A 17,571-nucleotide genomic window follows, 5' to 3' on the forward strand; every position below is an offset into this window, starting at 1 on the left:
ACCATATATGGTTCGTATCTTGCAACCTTACGCTGAGGATTCGATGGGTATTGTGAAAATTGACGACGCGCTTCACGAAGAGGTCCGTCGCGCCAGCACGGTCATGTGCCGGTCGATCAATGCCCAGGCCGAATTCTGGATGAAGATCGGCATGCTTGCCGAGGCAAATCCGACACTGTCCTTCAATGACATCGTGAAGATGCAGTTCGAGGGCGCGCAAGTTCAGGTCGCGCAAGTCCGCGTGGCTGGCGCGCTGGTCGCCTGAAATGGTCAAGACCGCCGACGAGCTGACGCTCATGCGAACGTCCGGCAAGTTGCTGGCCTCTGTCTTCGAGATGCTGGATGGGCAAAATCTTGCCGGCATGTCGACGATGCAGGTCAACGACCTGGTTGACCAATTCATCACGGTGGATCTTGCCGCGCGGCCGGCGAGCAAGGGGCAATACGGCTATAAATATGTCCTGAACTGCTCGATCAACCATGTCGTGTGCCACGGCGTGCCCGATCCGAACGAGATCATCCGGGACGGCGACATCATCAATCTCGACATCACGCTGGAGAAGAACGGTTTCATTGCGGACTCGAGCAAGACCTATCTCGTGGGCAATGCGCCGCCGGCGGCGCGGAAGTTGGTGCGCGTGGCGCAAGAGGCGATGTGGCAAGGCATCAAGCAGGTGCGTCCGGGCGCGCATCTGGGGGATATCGGTTTTGCGATCGAGCGCCACGCCAAGAAGAACGGCTATTCAGTCGTGCGGGACTATTGTGGGCATGGGATCGGCCGGGAGATGCACGAGGAGCCCCAGGTGCTCAATTTCGGCCAGCCAAGGACCGGCCTGACGTTAAGGGAGGGCATGGTGTTCACCATCGAGCCGATGGTGAACCAGGGCACCCGCACGGTTGTGACCGAACAAGACGGATGGACGGTGGTGACAAAGGACCGGAAACTGTCCGCTCAATTCGAGCACACCGTCGCGGTGACGGCGAACGGCGTCGAGGTGCTCACCTTGCGCGGCGATGGGACCTGATCCCGATTGCGGCGTTTGACGATTACGTCAAACGGCAAAACGCGCTAGGGTCCTGATCACAAAAGTGAGGGGGACCATGAAATACGGATCAGGGATTGCCGCTGTCGATCGTTACGTGAACCATGACTACGACAGCGTGTTTGGCATGTCGTCGCAGTTCGCGGCCATCATCGCCGCCCATGTGATGAACCGGCAGAGCCAACTCGGCATCGCTGGCCACATGGCCGAGATCGGCACCTTCGAAGGCCGGTTCTTCATCGCCATGGCGCTGGCGCTACAGCCGGGCGAACGGGGTGTCGGTATCGATACGTTCGAATGGCCGAGCCCGAAGGTGCGCGACAAGCTGATGAGCCATATGCAACGGCTCGGCGTGCGCACCGCCGACATGAGCGTTCTCACAGCCAACAGCGCTGACCTGACGAGCGCCGACATCTCTGGCCCGCTCGGTGGTCAATTTGGCGGTCAGGTGCGTTTCTTCCACGTCGATGGCGACCACACGCCGAAGGCCCTGACCCACGATCTCGACCTCGCCTATGCGGTGATGCACCCCAAGGGGGTGATCTGCCTCGACGACATGCTGCATCCGGGATTTCCCCTGCTCACAGTCGCCGTCTACGAATGGCTGCAAAAGCATCCCGACATGCGCGTCTTCTGCGTGATCGACCGGGAAGACATTGTTGCAGCGCCGAAATTCATGCTGTGCCGCCACGAGGCTGCCGCGCTTTACGAGCAGGATCTGCTGGCGAGTTTCCCGGAATGGCATTTCGAGGCGGCCTCGCAATGGGAGCAATGGGTGGCGATTGTGCTGACGCCGCACCCCCGTTTTGCCGTTGTCGAATAGGCAACGGTGCAGCTTCGGAAGCGGCTGGCCGGCCATCTGGAATTGGGCTAAAAATGGACAATAACATCTTGAACGGGTGGAACCATGCAAAACGCCGCTAAACTTGAATCGCAGGATGAGGTTGTCGACGAAGCCGGCAAGATCGCCTCCGCCAAAGTGACGCCGGGCATGAGCCACGACGCCAAGGACGAACTGCTTGAGAACGCCATGATGGGCGTGCTCGATCGCAATGTCGCCATTCCTTGGTTCGGCAATGTGGAAGAATTCGCCAAGGGCGGCCCGGCGCCGGCCGGCGGCAAGTTCCTGATGCATTACGAGCCGCGGCTGCCGCAGATGCCGGAAAAGCCGACCTTGATGGATTATCTGAAAAAGCGCCTGCTCCTGAGCAAGCGCGGCGGCAACCATCTGCTGCAGAGCGCCAATCTGGCGCGCAAGAACGGCCTGCCGGACAAGCTCGTTCTCGCCTGCCTGCTGCACGACATCGCCGTCGTCGCCCACATCCGTACCGATCACGGCTATTATGGCGCGCAGATGATCGAGCCCTATGTGGACGAGGAGACCTCCTGGTCCATCCGCTATCATCAGGCGCTGCGCTTCTTCCCCGATCCGAGCGTCGGCTATGAATATCCCGAACTCTACACGCGCGTGTTCGGCGAGGATTACGTGCCGCCGGCCTATGTGAAGCAGGCCTATGACGAAGCGCGCAATCACAAGTGGTACATGTCGGCGCGCCTCGTCACGATGAACGACCTCTATTCGTTCGATCCTAACGTCAAAGTCGATGTCGACGATTTCACCGACATCATCGGCCGCACGTTCCGCCAGCCGGAAGAAGGTCTCGGCTTCGACAACAGCCCATCGTCGCATATGTGGCGCAGCCTGATCTGGCCGAACAACTTCCTTTAGCGATCAGCCGCGCAGCGGCGACGACCAGGTTCACGGCAGGCGCGGCATCCCTCAGGTGTCGCGCCTTGTCATAAGGAAGAAGACCAAGAGCAAAATCCAAGAGCAAGAACCAAAGGGAGTGAGACATGCAGAACGTCACACCGATCATCTCGCAAGACGATCTCGTCACCGAGGCCGGCAAGATCGCCACCGCCAAAGTCACGCCAGACATGGATCACGAGGCCAAGGACGAACTGCTCGAACACGCCATGATGGGCGTGCTCGATCGTCATGTGGCCATTCCCTGGTTCGGCAATATTGATGCCTTCGGCAAAGGCGGCCTGCCGCGCTCCCAAGGCTTGCACTTGATGCATGACGAGCCGCGCCTGCCGCCGATGCCCGAGAAGCCGACGCTGATGGACTATCTGAAAAAGCGCGTCATGCTGAACAATCCACACAACAACCATCTGCTGCAAAGCGCCAATCTGGCGCGCAAGAACGGGCTGCCGGAAAAGCTCGTTCTCGCCTGCCTGCTGCATGACATCGCCGTCACCTGCTACATCCGCACCGATCACGGCTATCATGGCGCGCAGATGATCGAGCCCTATGTGGACGAAGAGACCTCCTGGTCCATCCGCTATCACCAGGCGCTGCGCTTCTTCCCCGACCCGAGCGTCGGTTATGAATATCCCGAACTCTACACGCGCACCTTCGGCGAGGATTACGTACCGCCGCCCTATGTGAAACGGGCGGCGGAACAGGCGCGCAATCACAAGTGGTATATGTCGGCGCGGCTGGTGACCTTGAACGATCTTTATTCGTTCGATCCCAACGCCAAGGTTGATCTCGACGATTTCACCGACATCATCGGCCGCCATTTCCGCCAACCAGAAGAAGGCCTGGGCTACGACGACAGCCCATCATCGCATATGTGGCGCAGCCTGATCTGGCCGAACAATTTCCTCTGACGGCTACGCCGACAGACGAAAGGCGTTATCGCGAACAGCGTCGATCACGGCGCGCAACGTGCGCTGTGGCGTGTGGCCTTGGGTTTTAAGCACATGCCGTTCGAGCTCGCCCAGTGCGGCGAACTGTTCGTAGAGCGCCGTGATCGGCTCGGGATCAGACAGCGTATCGCCGCCGCGCGCGCGGCAGCGCGCGATCGCGTCCTCAAGCGCCGGGCGCAGCACAATGTAATGCAACGGCACGCTCAGTTCCCTGAACGACGGCAGGAACCAGGGGCCGATGATGCCATCGACCACGACGAAGTAGCCGCCTTTGGCATAGGCTTCCGCCGCCCGCGCCAGAACGCCGATGACCACTTCGTTCTGCGCATGGGCTTCTGGCAGATAGGGCGCCACCGCGCCGTTCTTGATGAAGCGCCAGAAATCATCCGCATGAAGATGCACTTTCGGCGTCCCCGGCTCTCCAGCCAGGGCTTGTGCCGTCGTCGTCTTTCCCGATCCTGGCGGGCCGGTGAGGATGAGAATTTCGCCTGCATGCATTGCCATGCCCCGATGTAGCGCAGCTTTCAGCGCGGCGAAATTCGGCCGTAGCCGAATCGTTTTTGTTCCTGTATTGTTCTCATCAAGCTTGAGAGAGCCTGAGGAGAACCCATGACCCATCCCGAGACCCGCCCCGCTGAGCAACGTTTCACCCAACGGCTTGCGCCGGCTGGTTCGTTCGAGGACGCGACCGCCTCCATCCAGGCGGCTCTGGCCCAGTTGGAAAACGCTGAAAATGCCCTCGAACGGCAATTGCGTGATCTCAGGAGCTATATGCGCAAGGACAGCCCCCGCGCCGCCTCGTAACGCCCTCTCCTGAAATTTAGAGTCCATGGCCAAACCCCACAGCACTTTCGTCTGCCAGAACTGCGGCGCGGTCAGCCAACGCTGGCAGGGCCGCTGCGAAGCTTGCGAGGAATGGAACACGATCGTCGAGGAGACGCCTGCCTCCGGCATCGGCGCCCGCGCCGCAGCCGGCAAGGGCCGCGTGTTCGCCCTTGAGGGGCTCGACGGCCAGAGCCGGGAAGCGCCACGCATCGTCTCCGGCATTACCGAATTCGACCGGGTCGCCGGCGGCGGCCTGGTGCCAGGCTCGGTGATCCTGATCGGCGGCGAGCCAGGCATCGGCAAGTCGACCCTGTTGATCCAGGCTTGCGCAACCTTGGCGCTGAAGAAACATCGGGTCGTCTATATTTCGGGTGAAGAGGCTGTCGCCCAGGTGCGGCTGCGCGCCTCCCGCCTTGGCCTGGCCTCCGCCCCCGTGGAGCTGGCCGCGGAAACCAGTGTCGAGGACATTCTGGCGACCTTGAAACAGGGCGCCTGCCCGGCCCTGGTCATCATCGATTCCATTCAGACCATGTGGACCAGCACCGTCGAGGCGGCGCCCGGGACGGTGACGCAGGTGCGCAGCTCCGCCCAGGCGCTGATCCGCTTTGCCAAGACCACCGGCGCCTGCGTCATTCTGGTCGGCCATGTCACCAAGGACGGCCAGATCGCCGGGCCGCGCGTGGTCGAGCATATGGTCGATGCCGTGGTCTCATTCGAGGGCGATAGCGGCCACCAGTTCCGTATTCTGCGCGCGGTGAAGAACCGTTTCGGCGCCACCGACGAGATCGGCGTGTTCGAAATGACCGGCGCCGGTCTGAGCGAGGTCGCCAATCCCTCTGCCCTGTTCCTCTCTGGCCGCGACGCGTCCGCGCCGGGCGCGGCTGTGTTCGCCGGCATGGAAGGCACCCGGCCGGTGCTGGTCGAGATCCAGGCCCTGGTGGCGCCCACCTCGCTTGGCACACCCCGCCGGGCGGTGGTCGGCTGGGATCCGTCCCGGCTTTCGATGGTTCTGGCGGTTCTGGAAGCCCATGGCGGACTCAGGCTTGGCCAATACGACGTCTATCTCAATGTCGCCGGCGGATTGCGGGTGAACGAGCCGGCGGCCGACCTTGCAGCGGCGGCCGCCCTGATCTCCTCGCTGACCGGCGCCCCTCTGCCAGCGGAAACCGTCTATTTCGGCGAACTGGGCCTGTCAGGCGCCGTGCGGCCCGTGACCCATGCCGGACAGCGAATCAAGGAGGCTGCCAAACTCGGTTTCAAAGCCGCCGTCGGGCCGGACCAGGCCAGCGACAACAGCCCTCTGAGTTTGCGGGCCTGCGGCCATGTCGCCGCACTTGTTGCTGATATTGCTGCCTCTGGCGCCGGTCGCCGCGCTCCGGCCCCACAACGGCCACGGGCTGTGGGCTCCTCCTAACCGTTATTAACAAGAGGTGACGGACCGATGCTTCTTCGCTATAAGCGGGGCGCGCGGCGGAGACCGTTCCCCACAGGGACGAGTGGTGTCCTGGCATGCGCATCGATGATGCCTTGGCGTGCCAGGCGCCTGTAACGAGACGGTTTCGATGCCCTCCTATTTAGATCTTGGAATTATTGCGGTCGTTCTCTTGTCAGCGTTTCTGGCGATGTTGCGAGGCTTCACACGTGAAGTGCTGGCTATTGCCTCCTGGGCGGCGGCGGCCGTGGCGGCCTACTATTTTTACCCCATGGGCCTGCCCTATCTAAAACCCTATATCACCAAGGAAAACATCGCGATCGGCGTCTCGGCCGCGGCGATTTTCTTTGCGACCCTGGTGATCGTGTCGATCTTCACCGTCAAGATTTCCGACATGATCCTGGATTCCAAGATCGGCGCTCTCGACCGCTCGCTGGGCTTCGTTTACGGCGCCGCACGCGGGCTGCTACTCTGCGTTGTCGCCTTCCTGTTCTTCAACTGGCTGGTGCCGGAAAAGACTCAGCCGGAATGGGTCCGCACAGCGCGCACCAAGCCGCTGTTGCAGGCAACCGGCGATCAATTGATGGCGATTCTGCCCGCCGACCCGGAAAGCGCCATCCTCAAGGGCCTCCGCCGCCCAGGTAGCGACGAGCCGGCCCCCGAGGGCGACACGGACAGCACGAAGCCGCCGGCCGCCACTCCGGCCCCGCCGGCCCCGGGCCAGCGCACCGACAGCGCCCCGTCGCAATCGGATCGTAACAGGATCCAATCGCTGATTACCCAGGGAAACCCGCAAGTTTCTGGCCAGCGCCCCTGACAAACGGTCTCGATGTGATTATGTAGGCTTCGTGACGACGCCCGCGAGTCGCATTCTGCCGCGGCCGGACCGTTCCAACCGAGCCGAATCGGGGAATTTGCCATGACGCACGCCGCGCAAACCGGGCTGAGCGAGAGCTTTGGCGTTGACGCCGCCTCTCGAGACTCGGGAGATTTTGATTTCGATGGCGATCGCCTGCGCGAGGAATGTGGCGTCTTCGGCATTTTTGGCCATCCGGATGCGGCGGCCATCACGGCGCTCGGCCTGCATGCTCTCCAGCATCGCGGCCAGGAAGCCGCCGGCATCGTCTCTTTCGACGGCAAGCGCTTCTCCTCTGAACGCCGCCTCGGTCTTGTCGGCGAGCATTTCTCCAAACAATCGACCATCGACCGCCTGCCCGGCAACTCCGCCGTCGGCCATGTTCGTTATTCCACCACCGGCGAAACCATCCTACGCAACGTCCAACCGCTGTTCGCAGAACTGGACTCCGGCGGCTTCGCTGTCGGCCACAACGGCAATCTGACCAATGCGCTGACACTGCGCCGCGAACTCATCCGCTCAGGCGCCATCTATCAGTCGACCTCCGACACCGAAGTCATCCTGCATCTGGTCGCCCGCAGCCGGAACGCCCGCATTCTCGAACGGTTCATCGAGGCGCTGCGCCAGATCGAGGGCGCCTATTCCCTGGTCGCGCTCACCAACAAGAAGCTGATCGGCGCTCGCGATCCCCTCGGCATCCGGCCGCTGGTGCTGGGCGAACTCGACGGCCGCTATATTCTGGCCTCCGAGAGCTGCGCGCTCGACATCATCGGTGCGAAATTCATCCGCGACGTGGAGAACGGCGAGGTCGTCGTCATCACCGAGCAGGACGATGGCCAGATCACCCTTGAGAGCCACAAGCCTTTCCCGGCGCAGCAGGCCCGCCCCTGCATCTTCGAATATATCTATTTCGCCCGGCCGGACTCCATCGTCCACGGCCGCTCGGTTTATGACGTGCGCAAGAACATGGGCGCGCAACTGGCGATCGAAGCGCCGGTGAACGCGGATGTCGTTGTGCCCGTCCCTGATTCCGGCGTGCCGGCGGCGATCGGCTTTGCCCGACAATCGGGCCTGCCGTTCGAACTCGGCATCATCCGCAACCATTATGTCGGACGCACCTTCATTCAGCCGACGCAGTCGGTGCGTGAGCTGGGCGTGCGGCTGAAGCACAGCGCCAATCGCGGCGTGGTGAAAGGCAAGAGCATCGTCCTCATCGACGATTCCATCGTGCGTGGCACCACCTCGGTAAAGATCGTGCAGATGATGCGCGATGCCGGCGCGCGCGAAGTGCATATGCGCATTTCCTCGCCGCCGATCACCCATCCCGACTATTACGGCATCGATACGCCACAGCAGGATAAGCTGCTGGCGGCGCGCATGAGCCACCACGACGGCACGATCGATCTCGAGGGCATCTGCAAATATATCGGCGCGGACTCCCTGGCCTTCCTGTCGGTCGATGGCACCTATCGCGCCACCGGCTATCCCGGCCGCGACAATGCCCGGCCGCAATTCACCGACCATTGCTTCACAGGCGACTACCCGACATCGCTCACCGATCTCGGCGCCGAGAAGCAGCGGACGCAATTGTCGCTTCTCGCCGAAGTCGACTGAAACCCGCCTTTCATGTTTGGAGTCCTGGCGCATGTCGGCGCTTGAAAATCGTGTTGCCCTCGTTACTGGCGCGTCGCGCGGCATCGGCCGCGCCGTGGCGCTTGAGCTTGCCAAGCGCGGCGCCCATGTCATCGCCGTGGCCCGCACCCAGGGCGCGCTCGAGGAACTCGACGACGCCATTCGCGGACTTGGCGGCAGCGCCACTCTCGTGCCGTGCGATCTCAAGGATTTCGATGCGATCGACCGGCTCGGTCTCGCCGTCTTCGAACGTTGGAAGAAGCTCGACATCCTCGTCGGCAATGCCGGCCTGCTCGGACCGACGACGCCGCTGCCCCATCTCGACCCGCCGCAGTGGAACGATGTCATGGCGGTGAATGTCACCGCGAACTACCGCCTGATCCGTTCCTTCGACGCGCTGCTGCGCCAGTCGGACGCCGGCCGCGCCGTGTTCATTTCCTCGGGCGCCGGCAACAAGGCTGACCTGTCGCCCTATCGCGGCCCCTACGCCATCTCGAAGGCGGCGCTCGACGCGATGGCGCGCACTTGGGCGGCGGAGACCCAAAACACCTCCAAGGTCAAAGTGATGCTGGTCAATCCCGGCTATGTGCGCACGAAAATGCGCGCGCAGCTGATGCCTGGCGAAGACCCGATGAGTATTGCAGCGCCAGAAGACATCGCACCAAAGATCGTCGATCTGTGCATGCCGGCGTGGACCGAGACTGGCCGCATCCTCGACATTCCGATGGGCACGGTCCACCGCTTCCGCGAACCCGCCTAAAGGCGGATCGAAGCCATCTTCGCAACCATCTTGCACCCTCGGCATTTTTCCGTTCAAATCGGCTGTCGCGACCTTCGGCAGTGATCTGGACGGGAGTGCCGGACGTTGACTCTGAGGGCGTGGCGGGAAGCAACGGCAGATTTGGCGCTGCCGTGAATTCCTGGGGCTGACGACCGCCAGAGGAACGCGCCAGGCGCGTCAAAGAGGGCATGAGCAAAACGAACTCTGTACCGGCCCGCCGGGACGCGATCGCTGTCTCACCGGCCACTGCAACCGAGCTCGGTAAGAACTATCCTTTCGCCGTGCGGCAAGCGATTAAGCTTTGTTCCCAACTCGTCTACGGCACGCTCGACATTGAGATGCCCGACGGCAAAACGTTCCGTTTCGGCGGTGTCGAAGACGGGCCGTATGCGTGCATGATCGTGCACGATGTCGCCTTCGCCGAGAAGGTGGCGCGCGGCGGCGAGGTCGGCGTAGCTGATGCCTATCTGTCTGGCATGTGGTCGGCCGAAGACCTCGAGAAGTTCCTGGAACTGTTTTGCTACAATCAGCAGGTCATCGAGAAACTGCTGGCGGACAAGCCAATCATTCGTTTCGTGCAGATGATCCGTCATTGGATGAACCGCAACACCAAATGGGGCTCGAAGCGCAACATTCACGCGCATTACGACCTCGGCAATAAATTCTATTCGCAATGGCTCGATCGCACGATGACCTATTCATCGGCGCTCTATGCGGAAGGCGACAATGACCTCGCCTCGGCGCAAACGCGCAAATATCGCGAGCTGGCGCGGCAGATGAATATTCAGCGCGAGCATCACGTGCTGGAAATCGGCTGCGGCTGGGGCGGCTTCGCCGAATTCGTGGCGCGCGAGATCGGTTGCAAAGTCACGGGCCTGACGATTTCTCAGGAACAGTTCGACTTCGCCACCAAGCGCATGGCCGATGCCGGCCTCTCCGACAAGGTCGAAATCAAGTACCTCGACTATCGCGACGAAAAAGGCGTCTACGATCGCATCGCCTCCATCGAAATGTTCGAAGCGGTCGGCGAGGAATATTGGTCGACCTATTTCGGTCAGCTGCATGACCGGCTGAAGCCCAACGGCATTGCCGGCCTGCAAGTGATCACCATCCAGGAAACGCTGTTTCCAAAATACAGACGCGAACTGGATTTCATTCGCCGCTATATTTTCCCCGGCGGCATGCTGCCGACGGCGACGATCATGCGCGAACTGGGCGACCGCTACGGCCTGAAACTGGCGGCCGATCGGATGTTTGGCATCGACTATGCGCGCACTCTGGCGCAATGGCGGGACACCTTCCTCGACAAGTGGCCGGCCCTGACGACGCTCGGCTTCGACGAACGCTTCCGTCGCATGTGGGAATTCTACCTGTCCTACTGCGAAGCGGGCTTCCGCGCCGGCACGATCGATGTTCGCCAGATGGTTTACCGCAAGTCGTAACGGCACGGATTGCACAGCCCGCCGGCAAAGCCATAGCGTTTTGCCGTTTGATGAAATCAAACGGCACAAAGACGCGTTAAAATAAAGATCTAGGCAAAATCGCGTTTCTATCGAAACGCGATTTGCTTTAGACAAGAAGGCTAGCGCACAATGAACAAGGCGGGTCCCCCCGCCGGAAGCCCGGCGCGGATGAAGGAGCCGTTTCTATGAGTTTTGTTCCGGATGTGATTGGCGCGATCGGAAACACGCCGCTGATCAAGCTGAAACGCGCGTCCGAGCTGACTGGCTGCACCATTCTGGGCAAGGCTGAATTCGTCAATCCGGGCGGCTCGGTAAAAGACCGGGCCGGACTGGCCATCATCAAGGACGCGGTGGCCAAGGGCCAGCTGCGGCCGGGTGGCATCATCGTCGAGGGCACCGCCGGCAATACCGGCATTGGCATCGCGCTGGTCGCCAATGCCATGGGCTTCCGCACGGTCATCATCATTCCCGAGACTCAGTCGCAGGAAAAGAAGGACATGTTGCGGTTGCAGGGCGCCGAACTGATCGAGGTTCCGGCCGTGCCCTACTCCAATCCCAACAACTACGTGAAGGTGTCCGGCCGCGTCGCCGAGAAGCTGGCCAAGGAACATCCGCAGGGCGCGATCTGGGCCAACCAGTTCGACAATGTCGCCAACCGGCAAGGCCATATCGAGACGACCGGCCCGGAGATTTTCGCGCAGACCGACGGCAAGGTCGACGGCTTCACCTGCGCGGTCGGCACCGGCGGTTCGCTGGCTGGCGTCGGCATCGCCCTGAAAGAGCGCAACAAGGCCATCAAGATCGCCATCACCGATCCGATGGGCGCGGCGCTCTATTCCTATTACACCACCGGCACGCTGAAGTCGGAAGGGTCATCGATCACCGAGGGCATCGGCCAAGGCCGCATCACCGCCAATCTCGTCGACGCGCCTATCGACATGGCCTTCCAGGTTCCCGATGACGAAGCGCTGCCGATCGTCTTCGATCTCGCCGAACACGAAGGCCTGCTGCTGGGCGGCTCGTCGGGCATCAATGTCGCCGGCGCCATCCGCATGGCCAAGGAAATGGGCCCGGGCCACACGATCGTGACGCTGCTGGCCGATTCCGGCGTGCGCTATGCGTCGAAACTGTTCAACCCGACGTTCCTGCGCGAGAAGAATCTGCCGGTGCCGGCTTGGATGGAACGCACCAGCGCCGTCGACAAGTGCCTGGTGTAGGCAAGGCTCACAAACGGTTCGGCCCTGCCCGCATGTCATGATCCTCGTCATGAACTGCGGCCACGCTCAGCGCCGCGGCTTTGGCCGCTTGACGTTTTCCACCAGCCATAACGCGAAGTCCGGGCCCGCCTTGTCGGCCTCACCAAGGGTGAGTTCGCGGAAGGCCTTGAAGCCCGGTGAATTCGAAGGCAGCGAAAAGACGATCTTCCATTGGCCACGGGCCCGCAGCCATTGCCGCGCCAGGCTTTCGATCGGGCGCTGTTCCGGGCCGACGAGATCGCGGCAACGCTTGCGCGGCGGCCCCTGTGCGATATCGGCCAAACGATCGGCGACGGTGCGGATATCGACCGGCCGCAACACGACACCACGTGGCACATACATCACCATGGGCGCTGTGTTCAGCCGCATCAGAATGGCGTGGACGAGGTTGTGAAACTGCGCCGCGCGCAGGATCGAATAGGGTAGCCCGCTGGCTATGATCCGCCGCTCCTCTTCGAGCTTGACGGCGTAGTAGGCAAAATCGGCGGCCGTATCGATGCCGGCGATGCTGATGTAGACGAAGTGCCGGACACCCGCCGCCTGACAGGCTTCGATCAGATTGGTGGTGCCGGCGATGCTATTGTCGGGGGTGGAGGAATCGTGGGCGCAGTGCACCACGGTTTTGATGCCGACGAGGGCCGCCGCCAGATCCTCTTTTGACAGAAGGTCGGCCTGAACGCCGATGTGTTCGGGAATCGGCTCACGTTCGCCGCGGCTGAGAGAACGAACCTCCACGCCCGCGCGTTCGAGCGCGTCAACGACACGCCGTCCGAGGGCTCCGGTTCCACCTGTCACGAGAATGGTCATAACGGGAGGGTATTGGACATTCGGGCGCGTAGCGCAACCTCGAGACGCGTCAAAACAAAGATCCTAGACGCGTTAATCGGCTACGCCGTCCCGGCCTTCAATCGCCATCAGGGTTGCGGTGAGCAGCGCGACCAGCTTTTCTTTGCCCGCCGCCTCGGCGAAGACCTCCGTTTGCGCCAGGGTCAACGTCCGCCCGGCTTTGATGACGCGCCCGCGCGCCACGATGCGATCACCAGCAGCCGGCGCCACCAGATTGATTTTGAACTCGGTGGTCAAAACCCCGACGCCCACAGGCATCAGGCTGAGCGCGGCATAGCCCGCGGCGGAATCCGCGATCGCGGCGACGGCGCCCGCGTGAACAAAACCGTGCTGTTGCGAGATGGAGGGGTTGGGCAAAAGCGCGATGTCGACAGCGCCCGGCGCGATACTGAAGATCGACGCGCCCAAGGTGCTCATCAGCCCCTGTTTATCAAAACTTGCCTGGACGCGGGCGCGGAAGGCCGGGTCTTTCGGAGAGAGAGCGTTCACCCGTTTGCCTCGACGAAAAAGCCACAGCAGAGACGGGATAAGCTAAATTTGGGGAACGGCCAAGATCAGGGAAGACGATCAGCCGACGACGGCGATGAACCAGATGAAGGCGCCGGCCCACAGGCCGAAGGCGAACAAACCACCGATATTGCTCTGGCTATGCGTGCGTCCCATGTGAGCCTCCTCAAGTCCGATGAGGTCACCCTAGCTGGCCGATGGATTGCCGATGTGCGAGGATGCACATGGCAAATATTTCGTTAAATTTGACGAGGACTGTTCATGAATGATTCAGCATCCCAGGCCAGCGCTCCGATCGTCTCGACCGCCTGGCTGGCGGACCGGCTGGGAACGGCAGGCCTGAGCATTGTCGATGCCTCCTGGTACCTGCCGGCGGCGAACCGCGACGGCAAAGCCGAATATGCGGCGGGTCATATCCCCGGGGCGGTGTTCTTCGACATCGACGAGGTCTCGGACAAATCGAGCGACCTGCCGCACATGCTGCCGGACCCGACCGGCTTCGCGCAGGCGGCGGCGGGCCTGGGGGTCAATACCGATGACGACATCGTCGTCTATGACGGCGGCGGCCTGTTCTCGGCGCCGCGCGTCTGGTGGATGTTCCGCCTGTTTGGCGCGCGCAAGGTGCATGTGCTCGACGGCGGCCTGCCGCGTTGGAAAACCGAGGGACGGCCGGTTGAACAGGGCGTGGCCCAACGTCACACCGGCGCCTTCACGGCAACCCTGAATAAAGACGGGGTGGCGCACATGGCGGACGTGGCGGCGGCGCTGCAGGACAACTCGGCCCAGGTGCTCGACGTGCGCGCCGCCGGGCGCTTCACCGGCGAAACGCCGGAACCCCGCCCTGGCCTGCCCTCCGGCCATATGCCCGGCGCCCGCAACCTGCCGACCACCGAACTGGTCGCCAATGGTGCGCTTAAATCCAAGGAAGAGCTGCTGAAAGCCTTCCACGACGCCGGGATCAATCCGGACGAGGCCCTGATCACCAGCTGCGGCTCCGGCGTCTCGGCCGCCATCGCCAATCTGGCGCTCGCGGTCGCCGGCAAACCGCAGCCGAAGCTTTACGACGGTTCGTGGACCGAATGGGCATCGCGCGGGCAGCCGGTCGCCAAAGGCAAACCGTGATCAACAGCCGCACTGACCAAATCCTCGGCAGTGATATGATCAATAATTAGGCAGCAAATGCGCAACCTTTGTGCAACACTTGTGCGGAGGAGCGGAACCCGAATAAATCCAGCCATTATCCCCTTAATTGCTGGGGGTGGCTGGATAGAATCTTGGCACAGCAGGTGCTAATAGCCCGTCGGAATGCGGTCATACGGCCGACCCACGCACGGGCCACCACCGGGAGCAGCGGGAGCGCATGAAAAAGATCGAGGCGATTATCAAGCCGTTCAAACTGGACGAGGTGAAAGAAGCCCTCCAGGAAGCTGGCTTGCAAGGCATTACCGTCACCGAAGCCAAGGGTTTTGGCCGACAGAAGGGCCACACCGAGCTCTATCGCGGTGCCGAATATGTCGTCGACTTCCTGCCCAAAGTGAAAATCGAGATCGTCCTGGCTGACGAAATGCTCGATCGTGCCGTAGAAGCTATCCGCAAGGCCGCCCAGACCGGCCGGATTGGCGATGGCAAGATTTTTGTATCCAATATCGAGGGGGCTGTCCGCATCCGCACCGGTGAAACCGGCACGGATGCAATTTGACATCTTCCTAGATTCCTCCAGCACCCCACCGAACGACCCTAGCAAGTGTAGAAAGGCCCAGACATGAAGACCGCCAAGGACGTCCTTAAGGCGATCAAAGATAACGACGTGAAATTCGTCGATCTGCGTTTTACCGACCCGCGTGGCAAGTGGCAGCACGTCACTTTCGACCCAGGTCTCGTCGACGAGGAAATGTTCTCGGAAGGCACGATGTTCGACGGTTCGTCGATCGCCGGCTGGAAGGCGATCAATGAATCCGACATGACCCTGATGCCGGATCCGACCAGTGCGACGATGGACCCGTTCTTCGCCGCGCCGACCATGGTCATCACCTGCGACGTGCTTGAGCCGTCGACGGGCGAACCCTACAACCGCGACCCGCGCGGCATCGCCAAGAAGGCGATGGCCCACATGAAGTCGCAAGGCGTCGGTGACACCTGCTATTTCGGCCCGGAAGCCGAATTCTTCGTGTTCGACGACGTGCGCTTCGCGTCCGAGCCCTACAACACGGGCTTCAAGCTCGACTCGTCGGAACTGCCCTCCAACGGCGACACCGACTACGAAGGCGGCAACCTCGGCCACCGCATCCGCACCAAGGGCGGCTACTTCCCGGTTCCGCCGCAGGATTCGGCGCAGGACATGCGCGGCGAAATGCTCTCCGCCATGGCCCAAATGGGCGTCAAGGTTGAGAAGCATCACCACGAAGTGGCGTCCGCTCAGCACGAACTCGGTATGAAGTTCGACACGCTGATCACCATGGCCGACCACATGCAGATCTATAAGTACTGCATCCATCAGGTGGCGCAGAGCTACGGCAAGACGGCGACGTTCATGCCGAAGCCGATCTTCGGCGACAACGGCTCGGGCATGCATGTGCATCAGTCGATCTGGAAGGCCGGCAAGCCGGTGTTCGCGGGCGACAAATATGCCGGCCTGTCGCAGGATTGCCTCTACTACATCGGTGGCATCATCAAGCACGCCAAGGCGCTGAACGCCTTCACCAACCCGTCGACCAACTCCTACAAGCGTCTGGTCCCCGGCTATGAAGCCCCCGTGCTGCTCGCCTACTCGGCGCGCAACCGCTCCGCTTCGTGCCGTATTCCGTGGACGACAAACCCGAAGGCCAAGCGCGTTGAAGTGCGCTTCCCCGATCCGATGGCGAACCCCTACCTCGCCTTCGCGGCTCTGCTGATGGCCGGTCTCGATGGCATCGCCAACAAGATCGATCCGGGCGCGGCCATGGACAAGGATCTCTACGACCTGCCGCCGAAGGAACTGAAGAAGATCCCGACGGTGTGCGGCTCGCTGCGCGAAGCGCTTGAGAACCTCAACAAGGATCGCACCTTCCTGAAGAGCGGCGGCGTGTTCAACGACGACTTCATCGACAGCTACATCGAGCTGAAGATGCAGGACGTGATGCGCTTCGAAATGACGCCGCATCCGGTCGAGTTCGACATGTACTATTCCTACTGATCGCTTCGATCAGAGCGCATAAAGTTCGGGGCCGGTTCGCAAGAACCGGCCCCTTTCTTATTGAACCTATTGGGCACGTTCAGCCGTCGGCATGACGACCACCTACGGGGACATCCCCCGGTCGCCTCTTTATGTCGCCCGTGCTGCAGCATCGATGAAAGCGGCGATCTCCCTCGGCTGCGAAGCAAGCGACGCATGACTGGCCTTGAGTTCAATGATTTTCTTCGCTGCCATTCTCTTGGCCATCGACCGTTGGTTGTCAGGATGGATCATGTGATCCTCGGTGGAGACCTGATACCAACATGGCTTCTTTTTCCATGCGGGCGCCGTAATGGCGTTGCCGAAGGTCGAACCTAAAGGCGCCTTCTGGGTAACGGCCATGACGAGTGCCTCGTCAGCCGTCATGTCCTGGCAAAAACTTTCGCGGAACTTGTCCGGTTTAATCCAAAGATAGCCATCGCTATCAGGCGTGATGTTGGGGAAGGCAGCCGGCGGCTTGGCCTGGCTAATACCACCGGGACTTTCGCCCGCATCCGGCGCGAAAGCGGCGACGTAGACGAGGCCAACGACATTCGGCAAGTCGCCCGCTTCGGTCAGAACCGCACCGCCATATGAATGGCCCGCAAGAAGCACAGGTCCTTCGACCTGCTTGATCATCTTGCGCGTGCGCTCCGCATCTTCGGCCAGCGATGTCAGCGGCAGCTCCACCGCATGGATATTTTTATGACCTAGATGGGCAAGTTCAAGAATGGCTTTGCTCCAATGAGCCGCACCGCCCCAAAAGCCATGAACCAATACAATCGTTGGAAGCTCAGCCATGACGTCTCTCCTTGCTAACGTTTAGAGAAGGCCGTTCGCGCTCTCCAAGCCTCAAGTAGAAATCAGTGCTCGCATTCAATTCGAAGAGGCAAACTTCGCTGTCGTTGAACGGCGCTCATGGACGCGCCTTCTGCTTACATATGCAAGCGCGTTGAAGAGCCTGTAACAGTTTCGTGAAAACACAATCGACGTACAAGACGAGGGCCCTGCCCCGTTCTTGTTGA

Annotated in this window: 19 protein-coding genes; 15 read left to right on the forward strand and 4 right to left on the reverse strand. The window is 61.4% G+C overall.

All coding sequences use genetic code 11. The annotated features are described in order from the left end of the window. The first annotated feature begins 43 nt into the window (after positions 1 to 43). The 5 genes from BLW50_RS09970 to BLW50_RS09990 all read left to right on the forward strand — a co-directional run bounded on the left by BLW50_RS09970 (position 44) and on the right by BLW50_RS09990 (position 3,719). Complete coding sequence (locus BLW50_RS09970) at positions 44 to 265, forward strand: ParD-like family protein (RefSeq protein WP_090701096.1); 222 nt, start codon at positions 44 to 46, stop codon at positions 263 to 265. A 1-nt stretch (position 266) separates the two neighbouring features. Beyond that, positions 267 to 1,025, forward strand: a complete 759-nt coding sequence (gene map, locus BLW50_RS09975; protein WP_090701104.1) for a type I methionyl aminopeptidase — start codon at positions 267 to 269, stop codon at positions 1,023 to 1,025. Positions 1,026 to 1,101: 76 nt separating this feature from the next. Then, a complete protein-coding gene (locus BLW50_RS09980; RefSeq protein ID WP_090701107.1) occupies positions 1,102 to 1,866 on the forward strand; it encodes a class I SAM-dependent methyltransferase in 765 nt (254 codons plus the stop codon). 84 nt (positions 1,867 to 1,950) lie between these two features. After that, positions 1,951 to 2,772: an HD domain-containing protein gene (locus BLW50_RS09985; protein ID WP_210186063.1), complete on the forward strand. Its 822-nt coding sequence runs from the start codon at positions 1,951 to 1,953 to the stop codon at positions 2,770 to 2,772. A gap of 125 nt (positions 2,773 to 2,897) precedes the next feature. Continuing rightward, on the forward strand, positions 2,898 to 3,719 hold the full coding sequence (locus BLW50_RS09990) for a hypothetical protein (protein WP_090701110.1): 822 nt from the start codon (positions 2,898 to 2,900) through the stop codon (positions 3,717 to 3,719). Between the two features lie 3 nt (positions 3,720 to 3,722). Here BLW50_RS09990 and BLW50_RS09995 read toward each other — a convergent pair whose 3' ends face one another. Beyond that, entirely contained in the window at positions 3,723 to 4,256 is a 534-nt protein-coding gene (locus tag BLW50_RS09995) for an AAA family ATPase (protein ID WP_170850086.1), read from the reverse strand. A gap of 111 nt (positions 4,257 to 4,367) precedes the next feature. Here BLW50_RS09995 and BLW50_RS10000 point away from each other — a divergent pair, with 111 nt between their 5' ends. The 7 genes from BLW50_RS10000 (at position 4,368) to BLW50_RS10030 (ending at position 11,964) form a co-directional block, all read left to right on the forward strand. Then, on the forward strand, positions 4,368 to 4,562 hold the full coding sequence (locus tag BLW50_RS10000; protein WP_090701118.1) for a hypothetical protein: 195 nt from the start codon (positions 4,368 to 4,370) through the stop codon (positions 4,560 to 4,562). A 25-nt stretch (positions 4,563 to 4,587) separates the two neighbouring features. After that, positions 4,588 to 5,997: a DNA repair protein RadA gene (radA, locus tag BLW50_RS10005; protein WP_090701121.1), complete on the forward strand. Its 1,410-nt coding sequence runs from the start codon at positions 4,588 to 4,590 to the stop codon at positions 5,995 to 5,997. A gap of 148 nt (positions 5,998 to 6,145) precedes the next feature. Then, positions 6,146 to 6,832: a CvpA family protein gene (locus BLW50_RS10010; RefSeq protein WP_090701123.1), complete on the forward strand. Its 687-nt coding sequence runs from the start codon at positions 6,146 to 6,148 to the stop codon at positions 6,830 to 6,832. A 102-nt stretch (positions 6,833 to 6,934) separates the two neighbouring features. Continuing rightward, a complete protein-coding gene (gene purF / locus BLW50_RS10015; protein ID WP_090701124.1) occupies positions 6,935 to 8,485 on the forward strand; it encodes an amidophosphoribosyltransferase in 1,551 nt (516 codons plus the stop codon). Between the two features lie 31 nt (positions 8,486 to 8,516). Further along, positions 8,517 to 9,263 carry an SDR family NAD(P)-dependent oxidoreductase gene (locus BLW50_RS10020; protein WP_090701128.1) on the forward strand — a complete coding sequence of 249 codons (747 nt, stop codon included), beginning with the start codon at positions 8,517 to 8,519 and terminating at the stop codon, positions 9,261 to 9,263. A gap of 209 nt (positions 9,264 to 9,472) precedes the next feature. Further along, entirely contained in the window at positions 9,473 to 10,726 is a 1,254-nt protein-coding gene (locus tag BLW50_RS10025; RefSeq protein ID WP_090701131.1) for an SAM-dependent methyltransferase, read from the forward strand. Between the two features lie 206 nt (positions 10,727 to 10,932). Next, positions 10,933 to 11,964, forward strand: coding sequence for a cysteine synthase A (locus BLW50_RS10030; protein ID WP_090701132.1), 1,032 nt, complete (start codon positions 10,933 to 10,935; stop codon positions 11,962 to 11,964). Between the two features lie 66 nt (positions 11,965 to 12,030). On the opposite strand, the gene BLW50_RS10035 is transcribed toward BLW50_RS10030, so the two are convergent. Together BLW50_RS10035 and BLW50_RS10040 are read right to left on the reverse strand one after the other, a co-directional pair. Then, positions 12,031 to 12,798, reverse strand: a complete 768-nt coding sequence (locus tag BLW50_RS10035; RefSeq protein ID WP_170850087.1) for an SDR family oxidoreductase — start codon at positions 12,796 to 12,798, stop codon at positions 12,031 to 12,033. Positions 12,799 to 12,882: 84 nt separating this feature from the next. Then, on the reverse strand, positions 12,883 to 13,266 hold the full coding sequence (locus BLW50_RS10040; protein ID WP_090701134.1) for a PaaI family thioesterase: 384 nt from the start codon (positions 13,264 to 13,266) through the stop codon (positions 12,883 to 12,885). 351 nt (positions 13,267 to 13,617) lie between these two features. On the opposite strand from BLW50_RS10040, the gene sseA reads away from it, so the two are divergent. The 3 genes from sseA to glnA all read left to right on the forward strand — a co-directional run bounded on the left by sseA (position 13,618) and on the right by glnA (position 16,528). Next, positions 13,618 to 14,478, forward strand: a complete 861-nt coding sequence (sseA, locus tag BLW50_RS10045; RefSeq protein ID WP_090701139.1) for a 3-mercaptopyruvate sulfurtransferase — start codon at positions 13,618 to 13,620, stop codon at positions 14,476 to 14,478. A 238-nt stretch (positions 14,479 to 14,716) separates the two neighbouring features. Continuing rightward, positions 14,717 to 15,055: a P-II family nitrogen regulator gene (locus BLW50_RS10050; RefSeq protein WP_090701143.1), complete on the forward strand. Its 339-nt coding sequence runs from the start codon at positions 14,717 to 14,719 to the stop codon at positions 15,053 to 15,055. Between the two features lie 63 nt (positions 15,056 to 15,118). Then, positions 15,119 to 16,528, forward strand: coding sequence for a type I glutamate--ammonia ligase (gene glnA / locus BLW50_RS10055; RefSeq protein WP_090701148.1), 1,410 nt, complete (start codon positions 15,119 to 15,121; stop codon positions 16,526 to 16,528). 129 nt (positions 16,529 to 16,657) lie between these two features. Here glnA and BLW50_RS10060 read toward each other — a convergent pair whose 3' ends face one another. Then, a complete protein-coding gene (locus BLW50_RS10060) occupies positions 16,658 to 17,347 on the reverse strand; it encodes an alpha/beta hydrolase (protein ID WP_090701151.1) in 690 nt (229 codons plus the stop codon). Positions 17,348 to 17,571: the final 224 nt, after the last annotated feature.

Origin of the sequence: Beijerinckia sp. 28-YEA-48, assembly GCF_900104955.1 — a bacterium.
GTDB lineage: Bacteria > Pseudomonadota > Alphaproteobacteria > Rhizobiales > Beijerinckiaceae > Terripilifer.